Origin of the sequence: Amycolatopsis sp. NPDC005961 (assembly GCF_040629235.1) — a bacterium.
In the GTDB taxonomy this organism is placed as follows: Bacteria; Actinomycetota; Actinomycetes; order Mycobacteriales; family Pseudonocardiaceae; genus Amycolatopsis; species Amycolatopsis camponoti.
The window spans coordinates 85582-104671 of sequence record NZ_JBEXVF010000018.1 but is presented as its reverse complement, the minus strand read 5'-3'; the positions used below and the strand labels follow the sequence as shown (position 1 = coordinate 104671).

The following is a 19090-nucleotide window of genomic DNA, read 5'->3' as shown; positions in this document are numbered from 1 at the left end:
GGCACCCTCGGTGCCGATGGTGTCACGGAGACCAACCATCGGCACAACGTCAAGGAGGACGGCGTGCGAGTGAGGACAACGGCGTTCATCACGATCTTGGTCGCGGCTCTGGCGACGACCGCGGGCACGGCCGAAGCGAGCGTCGCCGGCGAGTACGTGGCGCTCGGCGACTCGGCCGCGGCCGGCCCGCTGATCCTGCCCCCGGACCTCTCGTCCCCGGGCTGCCTCCGGTCGCTCGCGGACTACCCGCACGTCGCCGCGAAGCAGCTCGGCGTCCCGCTCGTGGACGTCACGTGCTCCGGGGCGACGACCGCGGACATGTACGCACCGCAGTCGACGGAGACCGGCGCGGTCCCGCCGCAGCTGGACGCGCTCGGCGCCTCCACGAAGACGGTCACGCTGACCATCGGCGGCAATGACGTCGGCCTGGTCGGCGCGGCGACCAGCTGCATCAACCTCCTGCCCGGCATCAACCCGGACTGCGTCGACCGCTACACCGCCGGTGGCCACGACCAGCTGGCCGAGAAGATCGCCGCGTTCGAGCCGACGTGGGGCGCGCTGCTGGACGCGATCCACGCGAAGGCGCCGAACGCGGCCGTGTTCGTGGCCGGTTACGGCACTTACCTGCCGCGCAAAGGGTGCTGGCCGATCGCGCCACTGACTCCCCGCGACGCGAACTACATCCAGGGCAGCGTCGACAAGACGAACGCCGCCCTGGCCCGGCAGGCCGCGGCGCACCACGCGCGGTACGTGGACGTCCGGACGGCCTCGATCGGGCACGACGTCTGCAAGCTGCCGGGAGTCAAGTGGTTCGAGAGCGTGATCCCGACCTCGGTCGCGGCGCCGCTGCACCCGAACGCCACCGGCATGCGCCACATCGGGGCGCTGGTGGCCGCGGCGATCAGCGGCTGAAGTCCCAGCGGCTCGCGCCGTACGGCTCGGCACCGGCGACGCCGATCGCCCGGGTGAGCAGGAGCCGGTACAGGAACCACGGCGCGGGTCCGGCGCTCGGCGCCATGAACGGCGCGGTGAACCCGCCGCTTTCCACCGTCGCGGGCCAGCCGCCCTCGCGGTAGACGGCGGCGACCCGGTCGAGGGTGGCGGGATCGGCGACCTGCTCGGCCTCGCCCTCCAAGGTGAGGTCGAGTCCGTTCAGGCGTACCGAGACGCTGCACGCCGGGTTCGCCGCGAGGTTGCGGGCCCGGCGCGTGCCGGGCCCGCTCACGAAGTACAGGGTGTCGTCGACCCAGATCGCGCCGACCCCGGCGGCGTGCGGCCGGCCGTCGGGACGGACGGTCCCGACGAAGAAGGTCAGGTTCTCCTTCGGGGTCTGGGTCGCGAGGAGGTCGCGCGCCCGGCTCCACGGCAGTGCCGGAAGCCCGTTCCGGTCGAGGTTCTTGGTCTTCGTCGGCTCGTTCATGCCTACGCGTCGAACGGGACGACCGCGGATCGACACGCGGCGAGAGTTTTCGCGCCGCCGGGGTCGTCGTCGCTGGTGGCGGGCACGATCGCCAGCTCGTCGATCCCGGCTTCCGCGTACTCCCGCGCCTTCGCGGCGACGTCCTCGCGCGAACCCAGCAGACCCACCGTCGCGATCGCCTCGACCGGCACCGCGGCCAGCAGCTCACGCGGGTGCGGACGGGTGCGCGCGAAGTCCACCAGGCCTCCGAACCCGGCCTCGCGGAACATTTCGCCGTATCCGGGCGCCGCCAGGTACCCGACGACACCGCGGCGCAGCTGCTCGATCTCCGCCGGACCCGGATCCACCGCGCCGACCACCCACGCAGCGACCGGCGGCGGCGCGACCTCCGCCCGCGCGGCCGCGTCCCGCAGCCCCCGCACCAGCGAAGCCGCGGCAGCGGGACTGACCAGGTTGACCACCATCCGGTCGGCGTGGCGCGCGGCGACGTCGAGGGCGCGCGGCCCGAACGCGGCGATCGTCACCGGCGACTTCGGGGCGGCCAACCGCAACCGGTAGCCCCGGGAGCCCACCACCGCGCCGTCCACAGTGGACTTCTCGCCGCAGATCAGCTGCCGCACGGCGATCGCCGACTCCTCCAGCGCCGTGGCGGCGCGGGCCCGGGACCGCCCGTGCCAGCCGCGCACCACGACGTCGCTGGACGTGCCGAGCGCGACCCCGGTCGGACGTCCGGTCAGCGCGGCGACCGACGCGACGCCCATCGCGATCGTCGCCGGGTCCCGGACCGTCACGGCCAGCGGTCCGAACGTCAGCGACAGCGAAGACGTCGCCGCGCCGATCGCGGTCCCCAAGGCGAACGCGTCCCACGTCGCCATCTCGCCGATCCACAGCTCCCGGTAACCCGCGGCCTCGGCGGCGCGCGCGGTTTCCAGCGCCTCCTCCGGCGGGCGGTCCTGCCAGAGCCCCAGCGACACCGAAAGCCTCATGCGGTGACCACCATCGTGACGACCGTGGTGAAGGAGCCGCCGACGTTGAGCGTCAACGCCGTGCGCGCGCCCTCCACCTGCGTCTCGCCCGCCGTCCCGGTCACCTGCCGGGCGACGTCGTGCAGCATCCGGACGCCGGTCGCGCCGACCGGGTGGCCGAGCCCGAGGAGGCCGCCGCCGGGGTTGATCCCGGCTGTGTCGAGGCCGCCGTCGGCGATGAACTCGCCGCCGTCGCCGGGCGGTGCGGCGCCGAGGTGCTCCAGTGCGACCAGCCCGGTGATCGTGAAGCAGTCGTGCAGCTCGACGACGTCGAGTGCGTCCGGCCCGGCCACGCCCGCGCGCTCGTAGGCGTCGACCACCGCGCCGCGCAGGTGCGGGAAGAGGTACTCGCCGCCGGACGCGAGCTTCTCCGCGAGGCCGATGTGGGAGGTGCGGTGCCCGAAGCCCGCGATGCGCGGGAAGCCGCCGCCGAGCCGCTGCGCGAACGCGGGCGAAGCCAGCAGGACCGCCGCGGCGCCGTCGGTGATCCGGCCGCAGTCCTGCTTGCGCAGGCGGCCTTCGATCACCGGGTTCAGCTCGTCGTCGGGCCCGAAAGCCCCGGCCGGGAACCGCCAGTCGCGGGCCTGGGCGAGGGGATTCCTTGCCGCGCGGTCGAAAGCGTGCGACGCGAACTGCCCGAGGTGCTCAGGGTCGAGTCCGTACCGCTCGTCATACGCGGAAGCGACGTCGGCGAAGAGCGCGGGCCACGGGAACTTCGCGGCGACGGCTTCGTGCCCGGCCCACGCGGCGGAGCCGAGGTGCTCGGCGGCCCGCTGCCCGTCGACGTTGCGCATCAGCTCGACCCCGACGACCAGCGCCAGGTCGTAGCGGCCCGCTTCGATGTCCGCGCACGCGGCGAGGACCGCGGTGCTGCCGGACGCGCAGGCGGCTTCGTGCCGGGTCGACGGCACCCCGTCCAGCTCCGGCACCGCCGCGACGAGCAGCCCGCCGAGCTGGGCCTGGCCGGTGAACAGCTCCGCGGCGAGGTTGCCGACGTGCGCGACCTCGACGTCGTCGGCCGAAACCCCGGCGTCCGCGAGGGCGGCGGGCACGACCTCGGCGAACAGCTCGAGGATCCCGCGCCCCTCCTTCGCGTAGTTGCGCGCGAAGTCGGTCTGCGCCCCGCCCAGCACGAACACGGTCATGGCCTCACTCCAGACTTTCCCGCAGCTGCCGCTTCAGGATCTTCCCCACCGGGTTCCGGGGCAAGGCGTCGGCGTACTCGAGCCGTTCCGGCAGCTTGAACGCGGCCACCTTCTTCTCGCGCAGGTACGCGACCAGCTCGTCGAGCGACGGCTTGCGCGCGCCCGGCACGACGACCGCGCACACCCGCTCGCCCATGACGTCGTCGGGCACGCCGACCACGCCGACGTCGGCGACGTCCGGGTGCCCGGCCAGCAGGCCCTCGACCTCGGCGGGCGAGATGTTCATGCCGCCGCGGATGACCAGGTCCTTCATCCGGTCGACGTACTTGAGGAACTCCCCGCGTTCGCCGGCGATCTCGAAGACGTCACCGGTGCGGAAGTGCCCGTCCTCGTCGAACGACGAAGTGTCCAGGGGTTCCCCCATCGACGTCAGGTAGCCGGCGAACACCGTCGGCCCGGCGATGTGCAGCTCGCCGGGGCGCCCGGGTTCGGTCACGTGCTCGCCGGTGACCGGGTCGTGCAGCCGCACCGACGTCCAGCCGGCGACGGGCGTCGACCACGTGACCTCGGAGGCGTAGTTCGGGAAGTAGCTCGCGCGCTGGTCCGGGTCCGGGATGTCGGCCGGGCCGGACAGCAGCGCGGTGCCTTCGTTGGAGCCGAAGAAGTTGATGATGTCGATGCCGTACCGCTCGGCCCAGGTGCGCACGAGCCACGGCGAGAGCGGCGCCGATCCGGACCCGATCTTGCGCACACTCGCGATGTCCACTCCGGACAGGATCTTTTCGTTGTGCAGCAGCATGGTCAGCAACGCCGGTGGCGCGAGCGTGTACGTCACGCGCTCGGCCGCGAGCTGCCCCAGGAACACCGGCAGGTCGAACGGGTGGTGCGGGACGAACACGGCGCCGGTCAGCAGCCACGGCAGGAACATCCCGCCGATGCCGGCCATGTTCGTCATCGGGAACGGCGACAGCAGGACGTCTTCGGGCGTCAGGCCGGCCGCCTGGGCGCACCCCGCGGCCGTCGCGAGCCAGTCGCCGTGGCAGCGCGGGACCGCCTTCGGCTCGGCTTCGGTGCCGGACGTCCAGCAGATCGTCACGCAGTCGTCGACGTCGGTGTCGAGTTCGGACAGATAGGCGTCCAGAGTGGATCGCTCCGCAGTGGACAGTGGATCTTCGGGCCAGGCCAGGGCGCCGGCCGGTTCGTCGTCCCCCCGGGCGACGACGAACCGGACCGACGGCGCCGCAGCGCCGATTAGCCCAAGGGCCGCCCCGGCGAGCTCGTGCTCGCCGTATCTGGATGCGGTCACCACCGCGACAGCCCCGGTGCGCCGGCACATCGGACCCATCTCGTGCTCCCGGTAGGACACCGGGAACGGGGTGACCACGGCACCGATCCGGACGATCGTGAGGAACGCCTGCACCAGGGCCGAGCAGTTCGGCAGCTGCACGGCCACGACGTCACCTGCTCGCACCCCTCTGGCGAGCAGGAACGCGGCCAGGACGTCGACGCGTTCGTCGAGCCGGTTCCAGGTCCACCGCACCGGGTCGCGTCCGACCAGTGCGGTGGTGTTCGGTGGATCGACCAGCGCGAGACCCTCCGGGTCGGCACTGACCCGCTCCTTCACGAGCCGGTCGATCGTCTCCGCACTCCACCATCCCCGCGCCCGGAAGTCCCGGGCGCGACCCTCTCGATGGCATCTCATGAACGGAGGTTTTCCAGCTGGTCCGCCCGGACCCAGGTCGCGTGAAAACCGAGCGGGACCCGCTGGGGCAACAGGACCCTGGCCACGGGTCCGGCAGCGAGATCGGCGGCGTCGAAGATGTCCAGTTCCGAGCGTCCCTCACGCTCGTCCTGCACGAACGTCACCAGGTAACCGTCCGCCGAATCGACGGATGCGCCATCGCGGGGTGCGAAGGGCGCCTCACTGCCCCACCGACCGGGACCGAACCGGTATTCGGTCTTGGAGCCGGCAAGATTGTCGTAGCGCACGAGCCCGTCGAACTTCAGCGTCGACTCGGGCGAGATGTGCACCGCGTAGGAGAACCGGTTCGCACGACCGACGCCTCGGGAGTCGACGGTCGGGAACTCGGTGTTGGCGTCGTCGAGCGGCGCCTCGTGGCACGCGCCGGTCCGCAGGTTGAAGCGGTAGCGGTGCAGCTGGGCGTCGAGCCGCAGGTAGGAGAGCATCTTCGCGAGCGGCGTGTGCGCATCCGGCCGAGGGGCCGGCTTCTGCACGCGGCAGACGTCGAGGATGACTTCGTCGCCTTCTTCCCAGGCGTTGACGACGTGGTAGATGTAGCACGGGCTCGCTTCGAACCACCTGATCTGGCTACCGTCTCCGTAGCGTGGCATCACGCCGAAGCGGCTCGGCATCGAGCGGTCGAAGTGCAGCTTGTGGCGGCCCTGCTTCGCCGCCTGCAGGTCCTGGACCAGCGGCAGGTCCATCAGCACCGCGTAGCGATCGGTGATGGCCATGTCGTGCGGCAGGCGCGGGCCCGGCAGCTCGATCTCGGTGGTGGTGACGACCCGGCCGTCCGCGCTGATGACGCCGTAGCGCAGGTAGGGCGGGCGCGGGCCGTAGTCGAACCAGAACAGCTCGCCCGTGGCCTCGTCGACCTTGGGGTGGGCCATCATGTCGCCGACCAGCGTGCCGAGGAAGTCTTCGGCGCCGAGCGTCTCCAGCGAGAGCGGGTCGACGCTGTACGGCGAGCCGCACAGGTACCAGGTCGCGAGGACGCGGCCGCGGTGGAAGATGACGTCGGTGTTGGCGTTGTCCTTGAGCCCGAGGCCGTGGTGGTTGCCGAACGGGTTGTCCGCCGGGTTCTCCATGACGCCGGTCCAGAGGCCCTTGCCGGCCGCGGACTCGGCCTCGAAGGCCTTCGTGCGGACCCAGCGGTTGCGGTAGCGCGCCTTGCCGTTCTCCAGGTGGACGGCGTGGATCATGCCGTCGCCGTCGAACCAGTGGTAGCGGCCTTCCGGGGCGAACCGCGGGTTGGGGCCGTTGCGCAGGTAGACGCCGTTGAGGTCCGTCGGGATTTCGCCGATGACCTGCAGGTCTTCCGCGTCGATCTCTTCTCCGACGGGGGCGTACACGCCGAGCAGGTAGGGGTTGGCCTCGCCGGTGTCCGCCGTCCGGGCCACCATCAGCGGCTGTTCGGAGGTGCTGGTCATCGGGCTTCTCCCTGGCTGTCGGGCTCACCGCGCTGGCTGATGGGGATGAGACTATGATTTGTGTAGTCAGGTGTCAATAGGCTTCTTTAGGTGTAGTCAGGTGTACGCTGAGGCCGTTACTTAGCAAGGGGGAAGTCCGGTGACCGAGGCGACGGCACAGTCATCTTTCGGGGGTTCCGGGTGGCAGAGCCCCCGGCCCGGGGCGGAGCCCCGGATGACAGAGCGCATCCGACCGGCGGGGGATCCGCTCCGGAGAGCGCTCGAGCTGGTCGGTGACCAGTGGACCCTGCTGATCCTGCAGGGCCTCTTCCTGCGCTTCCGGCGGTACGAAGAGCTGCGGCTGCGGCTGGGCATCTCGCCGACCGCGTTGTCCGGGCGCCTGCGGGACATGGTGGAGGCGGGCATGCTCACGCGCGTGCCCTACCGCGACGCGCGCCGCACGCGGCACGAGTACCGGCTCACCGAGCGCGGCCTGGAGCTGTGGCCGCTGCTGATCTCGATCTGGGCCTGGGAGCGCGAGTGGGTCGACGGCCGCCGCGAGGTGCTGCCGACGCTGATCCACCTCGACTGCGAGCTGGCTACATCAGCGCCGCTGGGCTGCGGGGCGTGCGGCCGCCGCGTCGACGCGCGCGACGTCCGGGCCACCCGGCTCGACACCACGGGCGTGGCGGCCGCGACGGCGTCCAAGCGGTTCCGCCGCAAGGACGCGGAGTCCCTGGCCAACGACCCGATGATGTTCTTCCCCGACACGATGGAGTTGCTGGGCGACCGCTGGTCGACCGGGCTCCTGGTGTCGGCGCTGCTCGGCTGCCGGCACTTCTCGGAGTTCGAGCGCGAGCTGGGGATCGGGCCGAGCGTGCTGTCGGCCCGGCTGAGCAAGCTGGTGGAGGTCGGCGTCCTGCGCACGGGCACGGCGGCCACGCGCACGGACGCGCGCGACTACCGGATGACGGCGAAGGGGCTGGCGTTCTTCCCGGCGCTGGCGTTCATCGCGGAGTGGTCGCGCGGCTTCGAGGTGGCGGGCCAGGAGCCGGACATCACGCTCCACCACGTCGAATGCGGCAACCGGCTGCAGCCGATCCTGCTGTGCGACCACTGCGGCCGCCCGCTGACCCGCAAGTCCGTGCAGTTCGGCGGGGTGCCGTCCCCCAAACGCTGATGACGTGACGTAATCGACTCGCCAAGTGGTTTGTCTGATGCCAGGCTGGAGCGGTCACACGTCGTCAGTTCCGGAGGTAAGCATGAGTGAACCGAATCCGTCGCCCAGCGGCGAGGAGGACGACGTCAAGCGCAAGTTCCGGGAAGCGCTGGAGCGCAAGCAGGCCCACGCCCGCTCGGGCGCGTCCCACGAGAACGGCGGCGGCAAGAACCAGCACGCCCACGGCCCCGCGGCCAACAAGCGGACTTTCCGCCGCAAGAGCGGCTGAGATCTGTTGTCGGCGAAGGCCCCCACTGCTCGCGGTGGGGGCATTCGGCGTTCCGGGGGCCGGACAGCTCCCCCGCCCTTCCCTTGGGGGGCGTCCCCGGTCCCAGTCTATCGGCGGTCAACGACGAAACCGCCCGGCGAGCCGCCGGGCGGTTTCGTTGTCCACAACGCAGTGGGGCTGTGGACAAGCCGCTATGGCACAAATGAACCCAGGTGGTCCAGCACCACGAACTCGCTCGCCGGCGAAGCCGCCGCCACCGCCTTCCGCAGTACCTCCAACCCCCCGTTGGGGTCGTGGGCCTGGCCCAGCGGCAGATCGAAGTCGTCCCAGTGGGTCGCTGCCACCATCCGCGGGTTGCCCAGCGTGCGCAGCAGCCTCGGCACGTACTGAGTCACCTTCGCTCCCCCCACCGGCAGGAGCACCACGTCCGGGCGCAACCCCGCCAGCTCGGACTCGACGTAGTTCGAGCCGCCGAAGTTCACCACGCTCGCTCCGCCGCCGGTGACGCAGTACGCCAGCGTGCCGCCTTCGAGCAGGTCCGAGATCACCCGGGGACGGTCCCGGCGGGACAGCGGCCGCGAACCCGGGAACGGCACCTGGGCTCGCGCGCCCACCGCCGAGTGCAAGGACCGCAAGATCCGGATCGAGTACCCGTCGAACGTCAGGTCCTCACCGCCGGACGCGATCGCCAGCTGGTCCTCCGGTGCGCCCAGCGCCGCCATGAGACTCAAATGGGTCTCGGTCCCGTAGACCGTCGCTCCCGTGCGTTGGGCCAGGTAGGGGACGTCGGTGAGGTGGTCGTAGTGGCCGTGGGTCACCAAGATGTGGTCGGCGTGGAGGAAGCCGCGGTCCAGGTAACCGTCGATCAGCTCCTTGTTCACCGACAGCGGCGTGCGCGGGTCGGCGCCCGCCGGGGTGTACGTGCCCGTCTTGAACCTCGTCAACCACGGGTCGATGAGGATCGTCTTGGTCCCGACGCGGATCTCCCACCCGTTGTTCCCCCACCACCGCAGCGTCATCTGCGACGTCCCCCGTGGCGCCGCCGACGCCGAAGCCGCCGGCACCCCGGCGAGGATCGTGGCCGCCGCCGCGCCCGCGCCGAACAGCCCGCGTCTGCTGAATCCTTCGCTCATGACGGGCACTCGACCACGAGCCCGGCCGCGCTGTCCAAGATCGAGACGTCGGCATGTCGATATGCGGACGGGTATCGTCGCAGCGTGGATCACCTCCGCTCGCTGCGCTACTTCCTCGTCGTCGCCGAGGAACTGCACTTCGGCCACGCCGCCGACCGGCTCGGCATCGCCCAGCCGCCGTTGAGCCAGCGCGTGAAACGGCTCGAAGCCGAGCTGGGCGCGAAGCTGTTCGACCGCGGCCGCCGCGTCACACTCACCGAAGCCGGCGAAGTGCTCCGCACCGAAGCCCGTGACCTCCTGAGCCGCTGGGACCGCATGACGGCGCTCGTCGCGAAGGCCGACCGCGGCGAGACGGACGCCCTGCGCGCGGGTGTGCCGCCGGAGCTGCCGGGACGGGTCCTCGCGGCGATCCTGACGAGGTTCGCCGGCGAGTGCCCCGCCGTCCGGCTCGACCTGCAGGAGCTGACCACCGCCGAGCAGACCCGGCTGCTCGCCGACCGGTCGCTGGACGCCGGGCTCCTCCAGCTGCCGGTCGACGTCATCGGGCTCGACCTCGGGCCCGCGATCGACACGCCGCTCGGCGTGCTCCTCCCCCGCGACTCGCCGCTGGCCCGCCACGCCGTCCTGACCTTGGCCGACCTCGCGGGCGAAGGCCTGGTGCACGCCCCGCGCGCGGCGGCCCCCGGCAGCTACGACGCCCTGCTGCGCACCTGCTGGGAGCACGGCTTCCGCCCGGCGGCCGTCCGGCACGCGCGCAACCCGGAGTTCGCGCTCGGCCTGGTCCTGGCCGGCCACGGCGTCGCGTTCGAGCCCGCAGCCCGCAAGGAACCGCGGGTGGTCTGGCGGCCAATCGACGGCGAGGTCCTGCACGCGCGGATGGCGTTCGCCTGGCCGTCGTCGAGTCCGCACCCGCAGGCGGCGAAGCTGGCGGAGATCGCGGCGGGTGTGCTGCGGGACGACGGCGTCTCGCGGCTGGTGCCGCCGGACCCGGGCGGCGCGCGGCCGTGGGACGTGTTCTACGAGCGCAGCTGAGGTGGTGGGGGCATCACGCGTGATGGGACAGGCATCAAGCGTGATCAGAGGGGCATCACGCGTGATCGGACGGGCATCACGAGCGGAGCTGATCGACCGCCGCGCGGGCCGCGTCGCCGATCGCGCGGTCGATGTCCGGGCGGCGCAACGTCTCCGCGCCGCCCACCGTGAACACCGCCACCGCGTACGCCGTCCCGTCCGGGTACGTCACGACGCCGATCTCGTTGCGGATGCCCGGCATCGTCCCCGTCTTGGCCGCCACCGCCACCTCCGGGGGAAACCCCGCGGTCAGCCGGTGCCAGCTGACCTGGGCCGACATCCACGCCAAGACCTGCGCACCCGGCCCGGGATCGCTCCACAGAGCCGAAAGCAGAGCCGTCATCTCCCGCGGCGTCGAAGCCGAGGTCCGCAAGGGATCCAAGGCACGCAACGGAAGTCCGGCGGCGGTGTCGTCGATGATCGTGCGCAGCAGATCCCGGGGCGCGCCGATGACGGAAGTCCGCGTCAGCCCCAGCTCCGCCAGCAGAGACCGGACGTTCGCCACGCCCACGCGGTCGAACAGCAGGTCCGCGGCCGTGTTGTCCGACACCGACAACGCCAGCAGCGCCGCGTCCCGCAGGCTGTACGAAACGTCGTCCGCGAAGCCCGCCGAGCCGCTGCCGCCCAGCCGGTCGGCCGCCGTCGCGTGCACCCGGTCCGTCGGGTCGAGCTGGCCCGCCGCCACCTGACGGGCGAACTCGTACGCCAGCGCCACCTTCACCACGGACGCCAGCACGACCGGCGAGTCCGCGTCGACATCGACGGATGCCGGAGAACCGAGACGGCGGGCGTGCAGGAACCCCCGCACGCCCGCCGCTTCGAAGATGTCCGAAAGGGTCACCCGGTCATGATGGACCGCAGCCGCCCGACCTCCGCCATCCGGCGCTCCGCGAGCCGGTCGGCCGCCGTCGCCGGGGGGACGCCGTCGGCGTCGGCCAGCGCGAACACGGCCTTCGTCGTGTCGTAGATCGCCGTCGTCTTGCGCTTGGCGCGCTCGAAGTTGAAGCCGTGCCTCTCGTCGTCCACCTGGATCACACCACCGGCGTTGACCAGGTAATCCGGCGCGTACAGGACGCCGCGGTCGGCCAACTGCTTGTCGATGCCGGCGTGCGCGAGCTGGTTGTTCGCCGCTCCGCACACGATGCGAGCGCCCAGCACCGGAACCGACGCGTCGTTCAACACGCCACCCAGTGCACACGGGGCGAAGACGTCCAGCTCGGCCCGCAGCAGGGTGTCCACATCGGACACGACCTGCACGCTCGGGTAGATCTCGAGCGTGCGCGAAATCGCCGGCGCGTAGACGTCGGTGATGGTCACCTGCGCGCCGGCGTCCACGAGGTGCCCGACGAGGATGTGCCCGACCTTGCCGACGCCCGCCACGCCGACGCGCTTGCCGGCCAGGTCCGGGCTGCCCCAGAGGTGCTCGGCCGAGGCGCGCATGCCCTGGAACACGCCGAACGCCGTCAGCACGGACGAGTCGCCGGCGCCGCCGTCCTCGGGCGAGCGGCCGGTGACGAAGTCGGATTCGCGGGCGACGATGTCCATGTCCTGCACGTACGTGCCGACGTCGCACGCCGTGATGTAGCGGCCGCCCAGGGACTGCACGAAGCGCCCGAACGCGCGCAGCAGCGCTTCGGACTTGAGCGTCTTCGGGTCGCCGAGGATGACGGCCTTGCCGCCGCCGAGGTCGAGCCCGGCCAGCGCGTTCTTGTACGCCATGCCCTTGGACAGCGCGAGCACGTCGTCGAGCGCGTCCGCTTCGGTGGCGTAGGGGTGGAAGCGCGTCCCGCCCAAAGCGGGTCCGAGCGCCGTGGAGTAGATGCCGATGATGGCCTTGAGGCCACTGGCCTGGTCGTGGCAGTACACGACCTGTTCGTGCCCGGTGCCCCGGGCGAACACTCCTTCGGTCACGGTGGTGACTCCTTTGTCTCCCGCGCCCGGTTCGTGGCCGGGACGCGCTTCACGTGGTCGGTGGGAGCCCGGCGCGCGGAGGTCGTCCGCCCGCGGGGTGCCCGGCACCAACCTAGATCCCCCTTGATCGCCGGACCAGTGGCGGTCCTGCGATACGGACCGGTAATCAGCCGCGGGCCACCTTGCCGAGAGCGTTCATCGCCGTCTCGAGCTGGGTGTCGGAGAGGTACGGCGCCGGGCCGAAGCGCAGGTACGGTCCCCGGCTGTCGGTGCGGACGCCCTGGGCGGCCAGTGCCGCCTGGAGCCCGGCCGCGTCGGCGCAGCGCAGCGAGAGGAACCCGCCGAGCCGGTCGAGCGGCGTCTCGCGATCCCGCGTCACGACGTCGCCGGGCAAGCCGAGCGAGTCGAACACCGACGCGAGCAGGCCCACCTGGTGCTGCGACACCTCGCGCAGGAACTCCGGCGTCAGGCCCTGCTCGGCGAAGAACCGCTGGACCCGGGCGCCGCGGTAGTGGCTGGCCGGGTCGTAGGTGGCGCCGGCGAACCGGTCGCCGCCGGTGGCGTAGGCGACCTTGCCCGGGTCGCGCTCGTCGGCGAGCGCCCCGAACTCGGCGTACCAGCCGGTGATCACCGGCCGCAGCTCCTGGGCGTGCGCGGGCAGCCGCAGGAAGCAGTTCCCCTCGCCGAGCTGCAGGTACTTGTAGCCGCCGCCGAGCACCCAGGCGTTGGTGAGCCCGAGGTCGTGCAGCGGGAACGGGACGACGCCGAGCGCGTGGTAGGCGTCGACGACCAGCTCGATCGACCGGTCACGGCACGAGTCGGCCAGGTGCGCGAGCCCCGGGACCAGCCGCGACGTCTCGAACAGCACGGCCGAGACGAGCACCGCGGCGGTGTTGTCGTCCACTTCGGCGGCGACGCGCTCGGCGAGCGTCGTCACCGGCTCCAGCGGCACCCGGATGACTTCGACGCCCTCCTCCTCGAGGCGGGCGAGCTGGCGGCGCAGGGTGTGGAACTCGCCGTCCGTGGTGACCAGGCGCGGTCTTCGCGGCAGCTCCATCGCCGAGAGGAACCGCAGCACCAGGTCGTGCGTGCTCGCGCCGAGCGCGTACTCGCCGTGCGGGTCGCCGAGCAGCAGGCGGAACCCCGCGCGCAGCTCGTCGGCCTTCGCGAACGCGCGCCCCCACTTCTCGTCGACGTCGCGGGCGGCGTCCGCGAAGGACTCCCGCAGGCCCTCCTCCGCGACGTCCGGCCACGCCTGGTGCGAGTGCCCGGACAGCAGCAGGCGCTCGGCGACGCCGAAGCGGGAGTAGTGCGGGGCGAGCGCGTTGTCGTCCGCGCGCAGGTCGTCCAAAGTGGTCACAGTCGGCTCCGTACGGCCCAGAGATCCGGGAACATCGGCTGGAAGAGCGTGGTACGCAGGTAGGTCGCGCCGGAAGATCCCCCCGTCCCGGTCTTGTCGCCGATGGTGCGTTCGACCATCTTCACGTGCCGGTAGCGCCACTCCTGCATCCCTTCATCGAGATCCACCAGACATTCCGCGACGACCGACGGTCCGCCGTCGTCGCTGTACACGTCCAGCAATATCGCCTGCAGGGCCGGGGACGGCTCCACCGGTCGAGTGACGTCTCGGTCACACTCGACCGCATAGCCAGAAACCTTGAGATACGTGAGAAAAGAGTCGAACAACGACGGCCGCGCCATCGCCTCGGCGATGCCTTTCCGCTGCTCGCCGCCTTCGGGGTAGTGGGCGAACACGCGCTCGTCGCGCCGCCCGAGCACGGCTTCCAGCTCCCGGAACTGGGCCGACTGGAAGCCGCTCGAAGCGTCCAAACGGGCGCGGAAGCTCGTGAACTGGCTGGGGGTCATGGTTTCCAGGACGTCGATCTGCGCGACGGCGACCTTGAGGATCGTCAGGATCCGGCGCAGGACCCGGATCGAGTGCGCGGTGTTCCCCTTTTCGAGGTTGCGCTGGAGGAACTCCGCCTCGTGGAGGATCTGCTTGAACCACAGCTCGTACACCTGGTGGATCACGATGAACAGCAGCTCGTCGTGCTCGTCGGACCGCGGGCGCTGGGCGTTCAGCACGTCGTCCAACGCCAGGTACGAGGTGTAGCTCAGGGCTTCCTGGGTCGCTTGGCTGGTTTCGGTCATCCCTTGGTCACCTCGTCGAAATGGCGCTGAGCGGCCGGAGCCAGCGCGGTGTACAGATCGTGGAACAACTCGACCGCCGCCGCTCGCCGATCCGGTGCGGGCACCAGGTCGGCGGGCAGTTCGGGGTCGAGCGACGGGAACGCCCGGAACGTGTGCACCAGGCGCGTGTGGACGGCGAAGGCTTCGACGTCCGGGGGGTCGGCCCCGGCGTAGCCGCCGAACTGCTCGACGAACGCCGTGTAGCGGGCGGTGAGGTCGTCGAGGTCCCAGGCCCGGCCGGCGAAGCGGCGGACGTCGAGCGCGGCCGACGGCCGCCCGAGCAGCAGCCCGGCGTGCTCGGTGACGTCCAGCTCGCCGAGCAGGGCGACGACCTCGGCCTCGCGGTCGTGCGGGGCGATCCAGGTGCCGTCCTGGTAGGGGCCGAACCCGAGGAACCGCAGCCGCCGCACCAGGCGTTCGCGGGCCTGGCGGCGGCTCTCCGGGATGCTCTGCCAGAGCACGGTCCACTCGCCGGCGGCGCGCTCGCGGCGGCCGAGGGAGAAGATCCGGTGGTCGCCGTCGGCGAGCAGGGCGATGGTGCGGCGGGTCAGCGAGTAGTGCACGGTGCGTCCCTCGCGGTGGCGCTGGAGGAGGCCGCGGCGCACCACGCGGGTGAGCGCGATCCGGGCCGCGCCGTCGGAGAAGCCCAGCTCGGCGAGCGCCGCGACCAGGCCGCCCGACCACACCCGCCGGGTTTCGCGCGGGTGCACGTAGCTGCCCAGCAACGTCACGACCAGCTCCTGCGGGCTGGCGTCGAAGGCATCTCCGGGCATGCGGCAACTCTATACACCTCAGGCCGCTGCGGTGTAGCTTGATTTGCGTGACGTACTTCGCGGACCTCAGCTCGCGGCAGGTCGCCTCGTTGCCGGACGACGGCCGCGTGCCGGTGCTGCTGCTCCCGCTGGGCGCGATCGAGCCGCACGGGCCGCACGCGCCGCTGGGCACCGACCCGCTGATCTCGCGCGGGATGTGCGAGCGCGCGGCTTCGCGCCTGGCCGCCGACGAGGACGTCCACGTGCTGGTGCTGCCCGAGGTGCCCTACGGCGTGACGCGGTTCGCGGCCGGGTTCGCCGGCGGCGTCCACATCGGCGAGGAAACGCTGCACTCGCTGCTCGTCGACATCGGGTCCGCGCTGATCGGGCAGCGGTTCAAGCGGATCTTGCTGGTCAACAACCACTTCGAGCCCGCGCACCTGGTCACGCTGCGGCGCGCGGTGGAGACGTTGAACTTCGCCTACGAAGGCCGCGTCGCGCTGCTCGACCTGGTCCGGCGGCGGCACGCGCAGCGGCTGACCGACGAGTTCCGCTCCGGCGAGTGCCACGCGGGCCGCTACGAGACGTCGCTCGTGCTGGCCGACCGGCCCGAACTGGTCGACCAGCCGCTGATGCGGACGTTGCCGCACGTGCCCGTGAGCCTGGCCGCCGCGCCGGAAGACGGCGGCTTCGCCGAGATGGGGATGACCGAGGCGTACTGCGGTTCGCCGGCCGAGGCGACCGCCTCCGAAGGCGAAGAGACCTTCTCGACGTTGACCGACCTGCTGGTGGAAGCGATCCGGGAGCTGGCCCGTGAGTGAGCCGTTCAACCTCGCCACGCACTTCCTCGACCGGCACGTCGCCGCGGGCCGGGGCTCGCGGACCGCGCTGGTCGTCGGCGACCGGTCGGTGAGCTACGACGAGCTGGCGCGGCTGGCCAACCGCATCGGGAACGTGCTGCTCGACGCCGGTGTCCGAAGAGGACAGCGGGTGCTGCTCGCGCTGAGCGACGGCGACGAGTTCGTCGCGACCTGGTACGGCGCGCAGAAGATCGGCGCGGTGACCGCCGAGGTCTACCCGTTCCTGCAGCCCAAGGACTACGCGTACTACCTCGGCTACACCGAGGCCGTCGCGGTGATCGCCGACGCCGTCACGCTGCCCGCCCTGCGCGAAGCGGGCGCCACCGGGCTTCTGGTCACCGGGGTGCCCGAAGACGAGCTGCTGCCGGGCGAACGTCCGTTCCGGTCCCTGGTGGATGCGGCGCCGGATGCCCTGGAAGCCGCACCGACCACTGTGGACGACATCGGGATCTGGAAGTTCACCACCGGCAGCACCGGCGCGCCCAAGGCGTGCGTGCATCCCTTGCGCAGTGCGAAAGAGAGCTTCGAGCGGTACGCCGTGCAGGTGCTGGGACTGCGGGAGGACGACCGCGTGCTCGCCGTGCCCAAGCTGTTCTTCGGCTACGCGCGCGACCTGGTGGCACTGTTCCCGTTCGGCGTCGGAGCGGCCGGGATCGCGTTCCCCGAGCGCAGCACGGCGGACCTGGTGTTCGAGCTGATCGCGCGGCACCGCCCGACGGTGCTCGTCAACGTCCCGACGATGATGAGCGCGATGGTCGCGCACCCGGACGCGGCGTCGCAGGACCTGAGCTGCCTGCGGATGACGACGTCGGCCGGCGAGGCACTGCCGCCGGAGCTGCACCGCAAGTGGGACGCGATGTTCGGGGTGCCGGTGGTGGACGGGATCGGCTCGTCCGAGGCCTACCACATCTACCTGTCGAACCGGCCGGGCTCGGCCCGGCTCGGCACCCTCGGGACGCCCGTTCCCGGGTACACGGCCGAAGTCGTCGACGAACTCGGGAACCCTTTGCCCGACGGGGAAATCGGGCCGCTGCGGGTCACCGGGCCGACGATCGCGCTGGAGTACTTCGGCGATGCCGAGAAGTCCGCGAAGACGTTCGACGGCGACACCTTGACCTCCGGTGATCTGTTCAGCCGGGTGGACGGGTACTTCCGTCACCACGGGCGCGCCGACGCGCTACTCAAGGTCGGCGGGGTGTTCGTCGCACCCGGCGAGATCGAAGACTGCTTGCTCGGGCACCCTTCGGTGGTGGACTGCGCGGTGGTCGGCCAGGAGGTCGACGGCCTGGTTTTACCGCGCGCCTACGTCGTGACGCGGGCCTCGGTGACCGCCGACGAGCTGAAGGACCACGTGAAAGCCCGGCTGGCCAAGCACAAGTACCCCCGTGAAGTGGTGTTCATGACCGAACTTCCCCGCACGGCCAACGGAAAACTCGACCGGCGCGCACTGGCGGGCCGCTCGTGAGCCGCCTGGTCGTGGTCACCGGCGGCACCCGCGGCATCGGCGCCGCGATCGCCGCGCGGTTCTCTTCCCTGGGTGACACCGTGCTCGCGCCGGGGCGCGCCGAATGCGACGTCACGGACGAGGACGCCGTCGCCGCCTACTTCGCGGCGGCCGGGCCGGTGGACGTGCTGGTGAACAACGCCGGGATCTCCGCCAGCGCGCCCCTGGCGAAGACTTCGCTCGACGACTGGCGGTCGCAGCTCGAGGTCAACGCGACCGGCGCGTTCCTGTGCACGCGCGAGGTGCTGCCGGGGATGCGCTCCCGGGACAGCGGCCGGATCGTGACGGTGGCGTCGACCGCGTCGCACGTCGGCTACCGCTACACGGCCGCGTACACGGCGTCGAAGCACGCGGCGGCCGGCCTGATGCGGGCGGTCGCGGCGGAGCTGGCCGGCACCGGCGTCACGGCGAACGCGGTCTGCCCGGCGTTCGTCCGCACCGACATGACGGCGACCTCGGTGGCCCGGATCCAGGAGCGCACGGGACGTTCCGTGGATGACGCCGAGTCCGCGCTGGCGGCGGCGTCCCCGCTCGGCCGGCTGCTGGAACCTTCGGAGGTGGCGTTCGCCGTCGCCTTCCTGGCGGCCCCCGAAGCCGCCGCGATCAACGGCCAGACCCTCGTACTCGACGGCGGAGGAATCCAGTCATGAGCCCGTTCCGCGCGACCGCACCGCTGACGAAGGAGTGGGAGCACTTCGAGTTCACGGTGGACGACGGCGTCGCGACCGTGACGTTCACCCGGCCGGAGAAGCTGAACGCGCTGACGTTCGACGTCTACGCCGACCTGCGGGACCTGGTCGTCGAGCTGCCGCAGCACGACGACGTGAGGGTACTGGTGATCACCGGGCAGGGCCGCGGGTTCTGCTCCGGCGGCGACGTCGAGGAGATCATCGGCGAGCTGCAGAAGTTCGAGACGGCGGAGCTGCTGGAGTTCACGCGCATGACGGGCGCGGTGGTCAAGGCGCTGCGCGAGTGCCCGCTCCCGGTGATCGCGGCGGTCAACGGCGTGGCGGCGGGCGCGGGTTCGGTGATCGCACTGGCGAGTGACTTCCGGCTGCTGGCGGAGTCGGCGAAGTTCGCGTTCCTGTTCACGAAGGTGGGCTTGGCGGGGGCGGACATGGGTTCGGCGTATCTGCTGCCGAGGCTGGTGGGCCTGGGCCGCGCGACCGAGCTGCTGATCCTGGGCGACAAGGTGTCCGCGTCCCGGGCTTCGGAGATCGGGCTGGCCACTCAGGTGGTCCCGGATGCCGACTTGCCTTCTGTCGCTACGGCCTTGGCCCGTCGGTTGGCGGACGGGCCGGCGCTGGCGTACGCGACGACGAAGGTGCTGCTGACCCGCGAGCTGGACATGGACCTGGGGAGCGCGATCGAGCTGGAGGCGATGACCCAGGCGCTGCTGATGACGGCGAAGGACCACAAGGAGTTCTACGCGGCGTGGACCGCGGGACGCGAACCCCGGTGGACCGGCCGCTAGGGCCTGT

19 protein-coding genes are annotated in these 19090 nt (G+C 71.5%); 8 read left to right on the top strand and 11 right to left on the bottom strand.

Translation table 11 applies throughout. The features are described from left to right. Positions 1–69 precede the first annotated feature (69 nt). A complete protein-coding gene (locus ABZ342_RS18925; protein WP_360474483.1) occupies positions 70–912 on the top strand; it encodes an SGNH/GDSL hydrolase family protein in 843 nt (280 codons plus the stop codon). Here the strand turns inward: ABZ342_RS18925 and ABZ342_RS18920 are convergent. From ABZ342_RS18920 to ABZ342_RS18900, 5 genes are read right to left on the bottom strand one after another with little or no spacing between them, the layout of a single operon-like run. Then, positions 902–1420, bottom strand: coding sequence for a pyridoxamine 5'-phosphate oxidase family protein (locus tag ABZ342_RS18920; protein WP_360474399.1), 519 nt, complete (start codon positions 1418–1420; stop codon positions 902–904). The two genes, ABZ342_RS18925 and ABZ342_RS18920, sit on opposite strands and share 11 nt — an antisense overlap. Before the next feature lie 2 nt (positions 1421–1422). Next, entirely contained in the window at positions 1423–2406 is a 984-nt protein-coding gene (locus ABZ342_RS18915) for an LLM class F420-dependent oxidoreductase (protein WP_360474397.1), read from the bottom strand. Next, entirely contained in the window at positions 2403–3590 is a 1188-nt protein-coding gene (locus tag ABZ342_RS18910; RefSeq protein WP_360474395.1) for an acetyl-CoA acetyltransferase, read from the bottom strand. The genes ABZ342_RS18915 and ABZ342_RS18910 overlap by 4 nt, the downstream gene beginning before the upstream one ends. A gap of 4 nt (positions 3591–3594) precedes the next feature. Continuing rightward, positions 3595–5292 carry a class I adenylate-forming enzyme family protein gene (locus ABZ342_RS18905; RefSeq protein ID WP_360474393.1) on the bottom strand — a complete coding sequence of 566 codons (1698 nt, stop codon included), beginning with the start codon at positions 5290–5292 and terminating at the stop codon, positions 3595–3597. Further along, on the bottom strand, positions 5289–6761 hold the full coding sequence (locus ABZ342_RS18900) for a carotenoid oxygenase family protein (RefSeq protein ID WP_360474391.1): 1473 nt from the start codon (positions 6759–6761) through the stop codon (positions 5289–5291). The genes ABZ342_RS18905 and ABZ342_RS18900 overlap by 4 nt, the downstream gene beginning before the upstream one ends. Positions 6762–6975: 214 nt before the next feature. Between ABZ342_RS18900 and ABZ342_RS18895 the strand changes: the two genes are divergently transcribed. Both ABZ342_RS18895 and ABZ342_RS18890 read left to right on the top strand, forming a co-directional pair. Then, positions 6976–7920, top strand: a complete 945-nt coding sequence (locus tag ABZ342_RS18895) for a winged helix-turn-helix transcriptional regulator (RefSeq protein WP_360474389.1) — start codon at positions 6976–6978, stop codon at positions 7918–7920. A gap of 82 nt (positions 7921–8002) precedes the next feature. Beyond that, positions 8003–8188 (top strand): DUF5302 domain-containing protein, encoded by a 186-nt coding sequence (locus ABZ342_RS18890; RefSeq protein WP_004559232.1) that lies wholly within the window; start codon positions 8003–8005, stop codon positions 8186–8188. 191 nt (positions 8189–8379) lie between these two features. Here ABZ342_RS18890 and ABZ342_RS18885 read toward each other — a convergent pair whose 3' ends face one another. Next, positions 8380–9321, bottom strand: a complete 942-nt coding sequence (locus tag ABZ342_RS18885) for an MBL fold metallo-hydrolase (RefSeq protein WP_360474387.1) — start codon at positions 9319–9321, stop codon at positions 8380–8382. Between the two features lie 84 nt (positions 9322–9405). On the opposite strand from ABZ342_RS18885, the gene ABZ342_RS18880 reads away from it, so the two are divergent. Next, entirely contained in the window at positions 9406–10353 is a 948-nt protein-coding gene (locus tag ABZ342_RS18880; RefSeq protein ID WP_360474385.1) for a LysR substrate-binding domain-containing protein, read from the top strand. Positions 10354–10429: 76 nt separating this feature from the next. Here the strand turns inward: ABZ342_RS18880 and ABZ342_RS18875 are convergent, their stop codons facing one another. From ABZ342_RS18875 to ABZ342_RS18855, 5 genes are all read right to left on the bottom strand, one after another. After that, positions 10430–11233: a serine hydrolase gene (locus tag ABZ342_RS18875; RefSeq protein ID WP_360474383.1), complete on the bottom strand. Its 804-nt coding sequence runs from the start codon at positions 11231–11233 to the stop codon at positions 10430–10432. Next, positions 11230–12303 (bottom strand): Glu/Leu/Phe/Val dehydrogenase dimerization domain-containing protein, encoded by a 1074-nt coding sequence (locus ABZ342_RS18870; protein ID WP_360474381.1) that lies wholly within the window; start codon positions 12301–12303, stop codon positions 11230–11232. The genes ABZ342_RS18875 and ABZ342_RS18870 overlap by 4 nt, the downstream gene beginning before the upstream one ends. A gap of 166 nt (positions 12304–12469) precedes the next feature. After that, the gene (locus tag ABZ342_RS18865; RefSeq protein WP_360474379.1) at positions 12470–13663 is read right to left on the bottom strand and encodes a kynureninase; all 1194 of its coding nucleotides are present in this window, start codon (positions 13661–13663) and stop codon (positions 12470–12472) included. Further along, positions 13660–14454, bottom strand: a complete 795-nt coding sequence (locus tag ABZ342_RS18860) for a tryptophan 2,3-dioxygenase family protein (protein WP_155541819.1) — start codon at positions 14452–14454, stop codon at positions 13660–13662. The genes ABZ342_RS18865 and ABZ342_RS18860 overlap by 4 nt, the downstream gene beginning before the upstream one ends. Beyond that, the gene (locus ABZ342_RS18855; RefSeq protein ID WP_155541818.1) at positions 14451–15266 is read right to left on the bottom strand and encodes a PaaX family transcriptional regulator C-terminal domain-containing protein; all 816 of its coding nucleotides are present in this window, start codon (positions 15264–15266) and stop codon (positions 14451–14453) included. Before ABZ342_RS18855 ends, ABZ342_RS18860 begins: the two co-directional genes overlap by 4 nt. A 47-nt stretch (positions 15267–15313) precedes the next feature. On the opposite strand from ABZ342_RS18855, the gene ABZ342_RS18850 reads away from it, so the two are divergent. From ABZ342_RS18850 to ABZ342_RS18835, 4 genes are read left to right on the top strand one after another with little or no spacing between them, the layout of a single operon-like run. Next, positions 15314–16066 (top strand): creatininase family protein, encoded by a 753-nt coding sequence (locus ABZ342_RS18850; RefSeq protein WP_155541817.1) that lies wholly within the window; start codon positions 15314–15316, stop codon positions 16064–16066. Then, a complete protein-coding gene (locus ABZ342_RS18845; protein ID WP_360474376.1) occupies positions 16059–17570 on the top strand; it encodes a benzoate-CoA ligase family protein in 1512 nt (503 codons plus the stop codon). The genes ABZ342_RS18850 and ABZ342_RS18845 overlap by 8 nt, the downstream gene beginning before the upstream one ends. Further along, positions 17567–18259: an SDR family oxidoreductase gene (locus ABZ342_RS18840; protein ID WP_360474374.1), complete on the top strand. Its 693-nt coding sequence runs from the start codon at positions 17567–17569 to the stop codon at positions 18257–18259. Before ABZ342_RS18845 ends, ABZ342_RS18840 begins: the two co-directional genes overlap by 4 nt. Continuing rightward, positions 18256–19083, top strand: coding sequence for an enoyl-CoA hydratase family protein (locus ABZ342_RS18835; protein ID WP_360474372.1), 828 nt, complete (start codon positions 18256–18258; stop codon positions 19081–19083). The genes ABZ342_RS18840 and ABZ342_RS18835 overlap by 4 nt, the downstream gene beginning before the upstream one ends. Positions 19084–19090: the final 7 nt, after the last annotated feature.